We start from the raw sequence: 13,071 nt of genomic DNA on the forward strand, positions 1-13,071 counted from the left end.
TTACTTATACTTTATGAGCCGGGGACGCAGCCCCCGCTACCCTTGTACAACAAAAAACGTGCACATGAAATGCATCTCCCTCCTGGGCTCTCTGCTCCTGCTGTTATCTGTAGTGATGGCGCAACAAACTTATACTGTCTCCCTCGACCTGAAGAATGTTTCTAATGATAAAGTGAAGGTAGTGGTGAACACGCCGGAGGTGAAAGAAAACAAAATCACCTACATTATTCCAAGCGTAATTCCGGGCTCTTACTCACAGAAAGACTATGGCCGCTTCATCAGCAATTTTAAGGCTTATGATGCAAAAGGAAAGAAGCTCAAAACAAAGCGGCAGGGGAAGAACCTCTTCGTGATTGAGAAGGCAAAAAAGCTGGACCGCCTGGAGTACTTCGTGGATGACACCTGGGATGTAGAGAAAGAAGATAATTATATTTTCCAGCCGGGCGGCACCAACATTAATGCCAACAGCAACTTTGTAATCAACCATTTCGGCTTTTACGGCTATCTGGAAGGTTATAAGATGCTCCCTTACACGCTGAACGTGCAGAAGCCGACGCACCTGCTGGCTGCCACCTCTCTGCCGGTCACGCACCAGTCGCCGGAGCAGGATGTGGTGCAGGCCTCCGATTTTGTGCGCCTGGCCGATGCCCCCATCATGTACAGCCGCCCTGATACCGCCAGCTTCCGCACCGGCAACACCATAGTTTCGGTAGCAGTGCATTCTGAAACGGGCATGGTGCAGGCGGACAGCATCAATGAAATGATTAAACCGCTGGCCACGGCGCTCACCAACTTTTTCGGTGGCATGCCCGTGGACCGCTACCAGTTCATTATGTACTTCCCGAAGATGGGAAACACTACTGTTACCAGGTATGGCGGCTACGGCGCCTTAGAACACTCCTACAGTTCCATGTACTTTCTGCCCGAGCAAACCGGCGATGATTTAAAGAGCATGGTGCTGGACGTAGCCTCGCATGAGTTTCTGCACATCCTTACACCGCTTAATGTGCACAGCGAGGAAATAGAGTATTTCGATTTTAAAGATCCGAAGCTGTCGCAGCACCTGTGGCTGTATGAAGGGGTAACAGAATACTTCTCGCACCTCGTGCAGCTGCAGGAAGGCCTCAAAACCTATGAGGCGTTTCAGAAGGAGATGATGGACAAAATGCGCAGCGCGAGTGAGTATGAAGATGTGTCCTTTACGGAGATGAGCCGCCGCATTATTGAGCCGGAGTACCAGGAAATGTACAGCAACGTATACCAGAAAGGCGCACTTATCGGTTTCCTGCTCGATATCCGCCTGAAGGAGCTGAGCAATGGGCAGATGGGCCTGCGTGAACTGATGCTGAACCTCTCAAAGCAATACGGCCCTAATAAGCCCTTTAAGGATGATGAGTTAATTGATGTGATTGTAGCCAGCACCTATCCTGAAATCCGCCAGTTTTTCGATGACTATGTAATCGGCAACAAACCGTTGCCTTACGCGGAGTACTACAACAAGATTGGCTGGGCCTATGCAGACCAGAAGGAGGGCACGAAGCTAACCTTCGGGGAGTTCAGGCTGGGCTTTGAGAAAGAAAAGAAGTTCTTCTGGATAGCCGAGCCGATGGATAACAGATTCGGACTGGAGAAGTATGATATCCTGTATGCGGTAAACGGTGAGCCTTTAACAGAGGAAAACATTTACCAGCTTATAAAGCCGCTGATTGAGGTGGAGGGCAAGGATACCGTGGAGCTTGCCTATTTGCGGCAGAACGAGTTACACAAAAAGACATTTACGCCGGAAGAAGAGCGTGTGGAGCTTAAATTTGTAGTAGAAGATAACCCGGGTGCCCTGCCAATGCAACAGCAACTACGCCAGCGCCTGCTGCTTAAAGCACCTGGAGATTTGTAGTGGAAGCAGCTACAATACATTAATAGGAGCAGTTTCTTTAGAGGCTTCTCCCGGCGGCTAAAGTGTGAATTTGGATTTGAATGCAGGAACCAGGTAAGTTTGCCTCCTGCATTCGCTCTGTTAACATAAAACTATGACCGCTATGAACACTTTAGAGAGCTTAACCCAAATTACACACAGCCTGTCCCAAACCGTAAGCTCCGAGCTTGCGTCGCTGGACCTGAGTGCCCTCAACTTCAAAACTGCTACCGGCAGCTGGAGTATACTGGAGTGCCTGGAGCACCTGAACCGCTACAGCCGTTACTATAATCCTGCCCTCGCCAAGGCTATTGAAGCTAACGCTGCTGATGATGCTTCTGTACAAAGTATAAGCTATAGCTGGCTCGGAACGAAATCATTGGAAATGGTGCGGCCGCAGCATACAAAGAAGCATAAAACCGTGAAGCACATGAACCCTATCAACAGCACCCTCGGGCGTGCCACGGTAGAAGAGTTCCTGAAGCACCAGGAGGGGTTGCTGCACCTGCTAAAACGTGCCGGTAAGGCGAACCTGCATAAGAAAGCCGTGTCCGTGGAATTTTTCAAGCTACTGAAGCTGCGAATAGGGGAAGCACTGGAGTTTGTAGTGCTGCACGAGGAACGCCATATACAACAGGCCATGCGTGTTAAGGCCCAGCTTGCAAAGCAGGCCGCGGCGTAGGGCGTTTATCAATTATTATTTTTTCATGTAACAGGAAGGTGTAAGAGGCGACAAGCTCAGGTACAAGTGGCTTACATTTCTGCAACTTTGCCTATCTGTTGCCGCCGCTTTACCTTCTTTTTGAGTTGTTCCCGTATAAAATTGCTTTCTTGCGGCGCTTTTAGTGTTCATACACAGGAGCGGAGCAGCTAGCTATTGAGAAATGGGTGATCGGGTTATACAGTATACTTTCTTTTTTCTGGGGTTGATCTTATTTGGCTTTGGCAATGCCATTGCTGTTAAAGTGAAGTACCTGGGCCTGCACCCCTGGGAGGTGCTGAATGTGGCGCTGTACCAGAAGTTTGGCCTTACCATTGGTGCCTGGAGCGTTGTAGTGGGGCTGCTAGTGGTAGTGGTGTCATGGTTCATGAACAAGAAGTACATCAACATTGGTACTTTCCTGAACGCCTTGCTCATTGGTCCTATCATGGACTTTTTCCTGTGGGTGGGTATTCTGCCGGATGCCTCCCATACGCCCTGGGACTACCTGCAGCTTGCCTGCTCTATTATAATTGTAGGAATAGGAGCAGGTTTGTATGTTGCCGGAGGTGTAGGAGCAGGACCGAGAGACGGATTTATGCTTTCTATTGCTGAAAGAACCAAGCTGTCCGTGAGTCGTGCGCGTATTGTGGTGGAGTGTATAGTGCTTGGCATCGGCTGGCTTTTAGGCGGACCAGTATTTATCGTTACGTTCTTCTATACCTTTATCATCAGCCCAATTTTCCAGGTTACACTCGGCTTCTTCCAGAAGCTGCGCGCCTCCCTTACGTCAGAGCAGGCAGAGAACGTGAAGGCCTAATAAAGATACGTTGGCTCTTAAAGGGAACTTGTGCACGGGCTTTCTTACAGCTGTACCACCAGTTCCTCCTTTTCCCCGGTATGTGGCTCTACTTTGAAGATTTGGTGACTATTAGTGCTGGTTACCCACAGCTGCCCGTTCAAGAATAAAACATCATTGGGCTCGCTGAGTCCGTCTGTTACCGTGTGCACGCGCAGCCTGCTCATGTTCAGCATTTTTATTTTGCCATTGTAAGTGTCGGCTATGTATACGTTGCTGTCAATAATATCCAGGCCCACACAGTGCTGAAGCAGCGCATCGTCCACGTGGCCGTCCACATCCCCAAAACCAAACAGGCCCTTTCCCAGCGGCGTGAGCACCATGCCGGTGTTGGTGTGCACGGTCCGGATAGCGCTGGCCTCGGCATCGGCTACATACAGCACAGGGCCATTGTTAGCCAACCCGCTGGGCTGGTTAAAAGCTGCCTTGAGTAAATGCCCATCTGCCAGCGCTTCGTGTCCGTTGCCGGCGAAGCGGTACACTTCTTCAGTGCTGAGGTCCATGCGCAGAATCTGGTGGTTGCCGGCATTGGCGATATAGATATTGTCTTCCAGCAGCAGCAGGTCCCATGGACTGTTTGGATTGACCGGCACGTCCACCTTATTGTCCATAAAATAGTAATCCAGTTCCCCAGTGCCGGCGGCGGTGCTTACGTGCCGTTGCTCTAAGTCTACCTTTCGGATGGCGTTGTTCTTGGCATCGGCTACATACAGGAAGTGACCGTGCAGCGCCATGCCGTGTGGCTCGTAAAAACTTGCCTCTTTATAGCTGCCGTCGTCGAAGCCCTGCCTGCCGCTGCCGATTACCTCCAGCACCTGGCCTTCCTGGTTCAGTTTCAGGATGCGGTTGTGGCCGCTGTCGGAGAGATAGATATTGCCATCGCTATCGTTGATAAGCTTGGATGGGAATGACAGCACCGTCTCCTCTTCGCGCTGTTCTGCCTGAAAGTTGATTGGCTCCCGGTTTAGTTTGCCTTCAAACTCTTCCTTCAGTTTCTGAATATACGGCTGCACCGTCTGGTACACGCCTTCCCCGGCATGTTGTCCTATTACCTTCCCGTTCGGATCGATGAGTACAGTGGTCGGCCAGGCTCTTATGCCGTATTCGTTCCATAGTTTATAGTTTGCATCGTTCACAACGGGGTGCTCAATGCCAAACTTCCGGATAGCCTGCTGAATCGTTTCGCTCTGCTTTTCGGCATCAAATTTAGCAGAGTGCACGCCCACTACTACCAGCACATCAGCAAACTCCTCCTCCAGCCGCTTCAGGTCTGGAACAATATGCTGGCAGTTAATGCAGCCGAAGGTCCAGAAGTCGAGGAGCACGATTTTACCTCTGAAGTCTTTGATAGACCAGTCTCGGTTGGTGTTAAGCCAGCCGTATTCAGTTTGTATTTCAGGTGCGTTTACGCGTCCGGTTAGCATAAGCTTGATTTCATTTGCTGTACTAGCTTACTACGGGAAGAGGTAGTGCCGCGGTTGGCTGCAAAGAGCCGTCTATAAGAAAGGCGTGCTTTTTACAGCAGGCCTTTTTGATACTACTCCATAAGGCAAGGAAAACGCTTGTGTTCTTGTACGGTAGCTATACTATCGTTAAGGGATGTATGCAAAGCTATGGTTGCTGTGTGCTTAGTCCCAGCGGGACGTCCTGTTTATAGCCAGAGGTTTATCAGAAGTTTTGAGTTAATTTCTATAAACAGATCGTCCCGCCGGGACTAAAGGCGCAACTGCAGTTAATAGATTAAAATATAGCGGAAGTAAAAGGCTTGCGCGAGAAAACAGTTACTTCGTCTACGTCTTTTAGCCGGCATATAAAGCGGGTCATCCGTTCTACACCAAAGCCTCCACCTGCAGATTTAGGTAATCCACCTTCTTTCGCAACTTCTAAATAATGCCTGAAAATGTTTTCGTCCGTACCAACGTCTCCCATGCGTTTGCGAATCTGATTATACTCATTTTCGCGCTCCGCTCCGGATAGCCCTTCCCCGTAGCCTTCCGGCCATACCATGTCATAGTTCAGGTAGGTTCCCGGCTTCTTTGGGTCTTCCTTGTCGTAGAACTCGCGGCGGTGGTTCAGCAACCAGAAAGGGGCAGTGGCCTCTTTTGATTGAAGGTGCTCATAGTCAGGCCCCAAGCTAGCTTCCAGCTTTTCGGTGCGGAACACAGGCCATTGCTCATATTGTGGCAGCAGCTCGCCACGGAGTTCCAGCAGCACTTCCGGTATCTCTGAATTAAGGCGGGCAAAAACAAAGTTTACCAACTCTTCCATAAACTCCATCACAAAGAAGCGGTCTTTGCCCTTGAATTCGAAATCAATCTGCGTGAACTCGAACAGGTGCCGGCCCGTGTCGGCACGGTCTGCGAACTCGAGGCGCACGTTGGGTGATATGATGTAAAGGCTGTCCAGGTCTTCGTGCAGCAAGGCCAGTTGCTTATGAAAAATCATAGACTTGGTCAGGCTCCAGTGTTGCCCGGCGTACTGGATGGTGGCATCTACCACGCCATGGTTCAGCGGATCGGTAATGGGAGAGAGCATGAGCGGCATGAGCTGCGTCAGGCCTTTCTTAAACATGAATTCATGCGTGGCGCGAATAATGCCCTGCTGCACTTGCAAAACTTTTGGCAGAACAGTACGACTTAGGTGACTCAGTGTAGCATCCAGTGCTGTTGGTGTTCCAGTGGTTTGTTGCTCCATTATTTTGCGGATTTATTAAGATCTTCCAATTTTATACTTAACAAATATAACAACCCTAATGCTTAATTGACAATACCATAAATATATTTTTCACAATTGATATATTCATATGAAATAGATGCTATATTTGAAACATTGTAAAAAACAGCAAGGATAGGAGCTTATGAATTATGAAATCGATAATCTGGATAAGCAGATTTTGAGGCTGCTGATGCAGGATGTAACTCGTGCTTATACTGATATCGCCAAAGAGTTAGGCGTTTCGGGTGGTACTATTCACGTTCGGATGAAGAAGCTGAACGAGATGGGGGTGGTAAAAGGCTCTCAATTATTAGTGAATCCGGCGGCGGTAGGTTTTGATATCTGTGCCTTCATCGGAGTATTCCTGGAGAAAGGCTCAGAGTACAAAGATGCCGTGGAGCAGTTGAAAGCGATACCGGAAGTGGTGGAACTGCACTATACCACAGGTACTTATAGTATGTTTGCCAAGCTTATCTGCCGCGATACAAAACACCTGCGCGAAGTGCTGAACGAAAAACTGCAGGCAGTAGAGGGCGTACAGCGCACGGAAACCCTGATTTCGCTGGAAGAAAGTATAAGCCGGCAGATTCTGCTATAAGGCTAAAGCCACAACACCAAAAGCCGCTGCAGTATGATTTGCAGCGGCTTTTCCGCATTACAGCTTCTTTTTGTAAACAGCTTTACCTCAGTTTCTGCAATGCCTCCCGCAGCCTTCCTAAAGAGGCCTTAATATCCTCCAGAGAAGCCCCGCCCACAGACAGTCGGAACCAGTTCAGGCCGCGGTCAGAGCCAAAGGCGGAGAAGGGTACTACCGCCAGCTTTGCCTCGTGCAGCACATAAAAGGTAATGTCCTGGCTTGTCTCCAGCACCTTTCCATCAGCCGTAGTTTTGCCTGCTATGTCCAGCTTTGCGGAAAGGTAAATGGCCCCCATCGGCTCAATGGCATCTACGGCAAAGCCAGCCGCCTTCAGTTCCTGGAAACCGTTATACAGTTTATCCAGGCTTTCCTGCACACTAGGTTTAAATGCATTTAAAAAGCTGTCCACTTCCTGTGGCTGCTGCAGGAAACCGGCTGTCGCCATTGGCTCGGCTTTAGGTGCCCAGGCACCCACGTGGCCCAGGATAGACTTCATTTTATCCAGCACCACTGCCGGGCCGAAGGCGTACCCTACACGCACACCGGTAGCAGCAAAGCTTTTAGAGATGCCATCGATGTATACCACGTAGTCGCGTAGTTCAGGGCGCAGGCTTACCGGGTTGTAGTGCACGGCAGCGCCAAAAGTAAGCATCCAGTAAATCTGGTCGTACAGCACGTAAAGCGGCTTTTCCCCTTTGCTGCGGCTGAGGTTTTCTTCCAGCACCAAATCGCAGATCTCCTCCAGGTCCTTTTGTGTGAACATGGTGCCCGTCGGGTTGAGCGGCGAGCACAGCGCCAGCATTGTAGCGTCCTTCAAATGTGGTTTCACGTCGGCGGCCGTTGGCATAAAGTTGTTCTCCGGGCGTGTCTCTATCATCACAGGCGTAGCACCTGATAAATGGCAGTAGTGGTTATTGTTCCAGGAGGGTGTCGGGAAAATGACTTTATCACCCGGATCTACAATGGCCATGTAGGTGGCATAGATCAGTGGGCGGGAGCCGCCAGCCACCAGAATGTCATTCTCGGGGTAAGAGAGGCCCAGTTTTTCCTGTGTGAAAGCTGCCACGGCCTTCCGCAGCACCGCCACTCCGTTAGCAGGCGGGTAATTAGTATGCCCCTGCTCATAGGCTTTAGTGATGCCTTTGCGCAGTTGCTCCGGAATAGGGTATATAGCGGGATTAAAGTCGCCAATGGTCAGGTTACATATTGGGTTGCCTTTGGCTATCATTGCGTTCACCTCGCCAGCAATCCGTATAATTTCGGAGCCGATAAGGTTTTGTGCCATCTTAGAAACAGTCATGGGTGTGGGTATGTTTTGATTGCCTTACAAGTTACAACTTCTTCTAAAATTAGCTGAAAGCAGCTCCCGGATTTGTTTTGGACAATGCACCTGAGAAAGAGCAGGGCAGTGTTGCTTTGCGCCTGCCTTGCTTAACTTCTTTTACTTGAGCAAAATGCCTGAGTGATGAAAAGGTAAAATAATCGACATCAACACACGTTCAAACCAGTGGGTAGTAACTTTAAATCAGAATAATGTCAGAAGACAGCACGCACTTTTTTAGCAAGTTTAATAAGGTTATACTTGCTTTTGATGTGATTAATAGCTTACATTTATAAATGTAATAATAACATTTAAAAAATATCAGAGTCAAATACCCTATCCTTTTATGATTTACTCGAACACAAGCTACAATATGAAAAAAGTATTAACGGTATGCCTGGTGCTCATCTGCAGCCTTTCTGCTTACGCGCAGAACACCGGCGACCTTAATGTGCCAGTTAGCCCGGACAGAATAATTAGCCGCCATATTTACGGGCACTTTGCAGAGCACCTGGGGCGGTCTATCTACGGAGGGTTTTATGTGGGCGAAGGCAACACAAAAATCCCTAATACCGCTGGTGTGCGAAATGATGTTGTTGTGGCATTAAAGAAATTGAAGATTCCGAACCTTCGATGGCCCGGCGGTTGCTTTGCCGATACTTACCACTGGAAGCATGGCATTGGTCCGAAAGAAGATCGTCCTACTATCGTGAATGCCTGGTGGGGTGGGGTAACGGAGGATAACAGCTTCGGTACGCACGACTTCCTGAACATGTGCGAACTACTGGATACGGAGCCTTACCTGGCAGGTAACATGGCAACCGGTACCGTACAGGAACTGGCTGACTGGGTGCAGTACGTAAACTTTGCCGGTAAGAGCCCGATGTCGGATCTGCGCCGTGAGAACGGCCGTGAAGAGCCATGGAACGTGAAGTTCTGGGGTATCGGCAACGAAGCCTGGGGCTGTGGCGGTAACATGACGGCAGAGTATTATGCCAACGAGTACCGCAAATACGCCACTTTCCTGGCCGATTGGAATAACTCAGGCGGGCTCTTTCGTATTGCTTCCGGTGCCAATTCAGCGGATTACAACTGGACAGAAGTATTGATGAAGAACATACCTGAAAGCCTGATTGAAGGCGTGGCGTTGCACCATTACTCAGTTATAGATTGGGGTGCAAAAGGGCCTTCTACTACCTTCAATGAGCAGCAGTATTTTCAGACTATGAAGAGTGCCCTGTTTATGGAAGAACTGATCCAGAAGCATACCGCGATCATGGATAAATACGATCCGGAGAACAAGGTAGCACTCGTGGTGGATGAGTGGGGGGGCTGGTACGAGGTGGAGCCGGGTACTAATCCTGGCTTCCTGTATCAGCAGAACACTATGCGCGATGCCATGATTGCTGGAACTACCCTGAACATATTCAATAATTACAGTAACCGTGTGAAGATGGCGAACCTGGCGCAGTCCATTAACGTGCTGCAGGCTGTAATCCTGACGGACGAGGAGAAAATGATCCTGACGCCTACTTTCCACGTGATGGAGATGTACAATGTGCACCAGGATGCAACCTGGCTGCCGCTGACGATCAGGAGCGAAAGCTATGTAGTAGGCAACGAGAAGCTGCCAGCTGTTTCCGGGTCGGCCTCAAAGGACAAGAACGGGCTGACGCACATTTCGCTGACGAACATCGATGCCAAGCAAGCGCAGGAAATAGCCATCAACATTGAGGGGGCAAAATACAAAAACGTAACGGGCCGTGTGCTGACTTCTAAAAAGCTGCAGGATTACAACTCCTTCGATAACCCGAATGTTATTAAGCCGGAGAACTTTAAAGGTGCCAGATTAAAAGGTAATAACCTGATGGTGAAGCTGCCGCCGTTCTCTGTGGTAGTGCTGGAGTTAAAGTAAATTTAATAGTACCATATGCAAAAGCCTCTTTAATAAAACTGGAGAGGCTTTTGCTAATAAACCTGTCATAGCCTGAAGCTATCACTCAGGTTGCTGAAGAAAGACAAGTTTAATACAGGAAGTAAATAAGAATAATGAAGAAGATAGGTGAAAGATTTGTTGCGAAAAGCTTTTTTGCAGGTTTACTTGTTGCGGTCGGTGCCCTTGTGGCAACTGTTCCTGCCAACGCAATTGATCTTGGAAATCCTGCAGATACTACTTTCCGTGCTAAAGGCAATCCCATCATTACGCACAAGTATACAGCCGATCCGGCAGCCCTTGTGCACGATGGGAAAGTTTACCTTTATGCCGGGCGCGACGAAGCACCACTTGACTTTCATTTCTACAGAATGAATGAATGGCTGGTGTTTTCATCACCGGACATGGAAAACTGGACAGAGCACCCGGTGCCTCTAAAGCCATCTGACTTTAAATGGGCAAAGGGTGACGCCTGGGCTGCAGAGGTTGTAGAAAAGGATGGAAAGTTCTACTGGTATGTAACTGTTACCCACGACGATACCAAGCCAGGAAAGGCAATAGGCGTTGCCGTTGCCGATAGCCCGACAGGTCCTTTCAAAGATGCCCGAGGTTCAGCGCTTATTACGAACGAGATGACCACCGGCACTTCCATTGACTGGGATGATATTGACCCTACTGTTTTTATAGATGATGACGGCCAGGCGTATATGTTCTGGGGCAATACGAAAGCCTACTATGCCAAACTGAAGGATAACATGGTAGAGTTGGATGGCCCGATAAAAACCATCGATAACCTGCCGAACTTTACCGAAGCTCCTTATGTGCACAAGCACAAGGGCAACTACTACCTTTCCTATGCCTACCAGTTCCCTGAAAAAACCGCTTATGCCATGAGCAAAAGCATTGAGGGCCCATGGGAGTATAAAGGCATTCTGAATGAACTGGCAGGCAACTCCAACACCAATCACCAAGCCATCATCGACTTCAAAGGGAAAACATACTTCATATACCATACCGGTGGCATACAGCCGAACGGGGGTAGCTTCCGGCGCTCTGTAGCCATTGATGAAATCTTTTACAACCCTGATGGAACGATGAAGCGTGTTGTGATGACAACGGAAGGTGTGGCGCCAGCAAAAGAGGGCACGAAGGCCGCTGCAAAAAAGAAGAAAAGCAGGTAAAATTATATGGGCAACAAACCCTGCCCTAAAACAAAATCAGCTGATTGCTGTATATGTAATAGCTGAAAAGCAGGCAGGCAGTATAATAGTTGCCTGCTTTTTTTACTACATTTTAATAAATGTAAAAATTACATTAAAAAGTCAGGGCTAAGCTGGTACAGCATCGGGAAGAAGGGCGTTTGGATTGAAGCAAAGTCATATGAAGAAAAAACGAGGAAGTGTAATTGCAGTAGTAGCTGCCTGCCTGTTAAGTGTGGGGGTGTTTTCCTGCTCAAAGGATAAGGACGAACCGGCACCTACCGGCCCGGGTACAACACCTCCTGTAGTAAATGTCCCGGATTTTGATATAGACCAGCTAAACGACACTTACGCCAACATTGCGCCCTACGAGTTTCGCCACAGGTGGGGACCCTACAATACGCATGACCCGTCCATTATTAAGGCGGGGGAATACTACTACAGTTACAGTACAGATGTCGCATTTGGAGGTGGAGTACCGGCAGGCATACAGGTCCGAAGGTCAAAAGACCTGATAGACTGGCAGTATGTAGGGCTGGCCTTTGACGGCTTGCCTCAAAAAGGGCGCGAATTCATTACGCAGCGCGGAGGTACTCCTTTTAACTCTTTGTGGGCGCCTTATATTATGAAAGTAGGGAACGAGTACCGGCTGTACTACTCTTTGTCCTCGCCTGAACCCACTCCTCGTTTAAGTGTCATTGGTCTGGCTACGTCCTCAAGTCCGGAAGGGCCTTGGGTAGAGAAGGATCTGGTGGTTACCTCCCTTAACAACAACAGCACACAAACGAATGCCATCGACCCTGCAGTTGTAGTAGACAAGGCCGGAGACCATTGGTTTTATTATGGCTCCGCCTGGGATGGCATCTATGTGCTGAAACTGGACGCTGCCACAGGCTTGGCTGCAACGCCAGGTGACAAAGGCCGGAGAATCGCGCAAAGAGGCTCTACCGGGAACAGCATCAACGGTAACATAGAAGGGCCGGAGGTTATCTATAACCCGGAGTTGGACAAGTACTTCCTTTTCATCTCCTACGACTGGCTGGAGACAAAGTATAACGTGCGTGTTGGCCGCAGTGACTCCCCGGAAGGTCCTTTTTATGATTTCAATGGAAACGATTTAAACGAGGAAGAAGATAACCTGCCGATGATTCTGGCGCCTTACCAATTTATGGGCCACAGTGGCTGGCAGGGAACCTCGCACCCTGCCGTATTCAGGGCAGATGATGGGCAGTATTATATGGCGCACCAGGGCAGGCCCGGTGAGAACAAGTACTTTATGGTGCTGCACGTGCGTAAAATACACTGGACGGAAGGCGGCTGGCCTGTGGTGTCTCCGGAACGCTACGCGGGTGTAGAACAAACGGCAGTTGCTGCCGATGAACTCGTAGGGGACTGGGAGCGGATTGTGCTGAGGTACAACATAGTGCCCGGCTATGCCAACGAGCAGGTTTCTCCGGACTTTCAGGTGGCCACCAGCTTAATGTTGAATGCAGACGGCACACTTAACACTGACCCCGCCAGTACCTGGACATATGAGTCTCCTTGGCTGGAGTTGAAATGGAGCAATGGCCGAACCGAAAAGATGTATGTGGAACGCGGAAGAGACTGGGAAAATAAAGAGGCCAGCACGCTGCTTTTTACAGGATTGGATGAGCAAGGCACCGCTATATGGGGAAAGAAACGTTAGCAGTAGCAAGGGGTGTTTTGTTTGTTACGGTAAAGAGCAGGCACAGCGTTTTTCTCTCGCTGTTGTCTCTTGCTCCCGAAGGATGTTTTACAAATAAAAACCAGGTCT

At 49.3% G+C, this 13,071-nt stretch carries 10 protein-coding genes; 7 read left to right on the forward strand and 3 right to left on the reverse strand.

The features are described 5' to 3' along the window. The first annotated feature begins 64 nt into the window (after positions 1-64). The 3 genes from E1919_RS16135 to E1919_RS16145 all read left to right on the forward strand — a co-directional run bounded on the left by E1919_RS16135 (position 65) and on the right by E1919_RS16145 (position 3,432). A complete protein-coding gene (locus E1919_RS16135; RefSeq protein ID WP_162054440.1) occupies positions 65-1,894 on the forward strand; it encodes a M61 family metallopeptidase in 1,830 nt (609 codons plus the stop codon). Between the two features lie 142 nt (positions 1,895-2,036). Continuing rightward, on the forward strand, positions 2,037-2,594 hold the full coding sequence (locus E1919_RS16140) for a DinB family protein (RefSeq protein ID WP_237144497.1): 558 nt from the start codon (positions 2,037-2,039) through the stop codon (positions 2,592-2,594). A 202-nt stretch (positions 2,595-2,796) separates the two neighbouring features. Further along, positions 2,797-3,432: a YczE/YyaS/YitT family protein gene (locus E1919_RS16145; protein ID WP_162054442.1), complete on the forward strand. Its 636-nt coding sequence runs from the start codon at positions 2,797-2,799 to the stop codon at positions 3,430-3,432. 44 nt (positions 3,433-3,476) lie between these two features. On the opposite strand, the gene E1919_RS16150 is transcribed toward E1919_RS16145, so the two are convergent. Continuing rightward, a complete protein-coding gene (locus E1919_RS16150) occupies positions 3,477-4,895 on the reverse strand; it encodes a thioredoxin-like domain-containing protein (RefSeq protein WP_162054443.1) in 1,419 nt (472 codons plus the stop codon). A 316-nt stretch (positions 4,896-5,211) separates the two neighbouring features. Continuing rightward, positions 5,212-6,165: an asparagine synthetase A gene (locus E1919_RS16155; protein ID WP_162054444.1), complete on the reverse strand. Its 954-nt coding sequence runs from the start codon at positions 6,163-6,165 to the stop codon at positions 5,212-5,214. A gap of 163 nt (positions 6,166-6,328) precedes the next feature. On the opposite strand from E1919_RS16155, the gene E1919_RS16160 reads away from it, so the two are divergent. After that, positions 6,329-6,784, forward strand: coding sequence for an Lrp/AsnC ligand binding domain-containing protein (locus E1919_RS16160; RefSeq protein ID WP_115567631.1), 456 nt, complete (start codon positions 6,329-6,331; stop codon positions 6,782-6,784). 82 nt (positions 6,785-6,866) lie between these two features. Here E1919_RS16160 and E1919_RS16165 read toward each other — a convergent pair whose 3' ends face one another. Next, positions 6,867-8,123, reverse strand: a complete 1,257-nt coding sequence (locus tag E1919_RS16165; protein ID WP_237144499.1) for a pyridoxal phosphate-dependent aminotransferase — start codon at positions 8,121-8,123, stop codon at positions 6,867-6,869. A 394-nt stretch (positions 8,124-8,517) separates the two neighbouring features. Between E1919_RS16165 and E1919_RS16170 the strand changes: the two genes are divergently transcribed. From E1919_RS16170 to E1919_RS16180, 3 genes are all read left to right on the forward strand, one after another. Next, a complete protein-coding gene (locus E1919_RS16170) occupies positions 8,518-10,059 on the forward strand; it encodes an alpha-N-arabinofuranosidase (RefSeq protein WP_162054446.1) in 1,542 nt (513 codons plus the stop codon). A 134-nt stretch (positions 10,060-10,193) separates the two neighbouring features. After that, complete coding sequence (locus E1919_RS16175) at positions 10,194-11,258, forward strand: glycoside hydrolase family 43 protein (protein WP_162054447.1); 1,065 nt, start codon at positions 10,194-10,196, stop codon at positions 11,256-11,258. Between the two features lie 199 nt (positions 11,259-11,457). Next, positions 11,458-12,963 (forward strand): arabinan endo-1,5-alpha-L-arabinosidase, encoded by a 1,506-nt coding sequence (locus E1919_RS16180; RefSeq protein ID WP_162054448.1) that lies wholly within the window; start codon positions 11,458-11,460, stop codon positions 12,961-12,963. Positions 12,964-13,071 lie beyond the last annotated feature (108 nt).

This window comes from Pontibacter pamirensis, assembly GCF_010015475.1.
GTDB lineage: Bacteria > Bacteroidota > Bacteroidia > Cytophagales > Hymenobacteraceae > Pontibacter > Pontibacter pamirensis.

Bases quoted from the DNA above. Each gene is read 5' to 3' on its own strand.
- E1919_RS16135 (WP_162054440.1), top strand. From the start codon at position 65: ATGAAATGCATCTCCCTCCTGGGCTCTCTGCTCCTGCTGTTATCTGTA.
- E1919_RS16140 (WP_237144497.1), top strand. From the start codon at position 2,037: ATGAACACTTTAGAGAGCTTAACCCAAATTACACACAGCCTGTCCCAA.
- E1919_RS16145 (WP_162054442.1), top strand. From the start codon at position 2,797: ATGGGTGATCGGGTTATACAGTATACTTTCTTTTTTCTGGGGTTGATC.
- E1919_RS16150 (WP_162054443.1), bottom strand. From the start codon at position 4,895: ATGCTAACCGGACGCGTAAACGCACCTGAAATACAAACTGAATACGGC.
- E1919_RS16155 (WP_162054444.1), bottom strand. From the start codon at position 6,165: ATGGAGCAACAAACCACTGGAACACCAACAGCACTGGATGCTACACTG.
- E1919_RS16160 (WP_115567631.1), top strand. From the start codon at position 6,329: ATGAATTATGAAATCGATAATCTGGATAAGCAGATTTTGAGGCTGCTG.
- E1919_RS16165 (WP_237144499.1), bottom strand. From the start codon at position 8,123: ATGACTGTTTCTAAGATGGCACAAAACCTTATCGGCTCCGAAATTATA.
- E1919_RS16170 (WP_162054446.1), top strand. From the start codon at position 8,518: ATGAAAAAAGTATTAACGGTATGCCTGGTGCTCATCTGCAGCCTTTCT.
- E1919_RS16175 (WP_162054447.1), top strand. From the start codon at position 10,194: ATGAAGAAGATAGGTGAAAGATTTGTTGCGAAAAGCTTTTTTGCAGGT.
- E1919_RS16180 (WP_162054448.1), top strand. From the start codon at position 11,458: ATGAAGAAAAAACGAGGAAGTGTAATTGCAGTAGTAGCTGCCTGCCTG.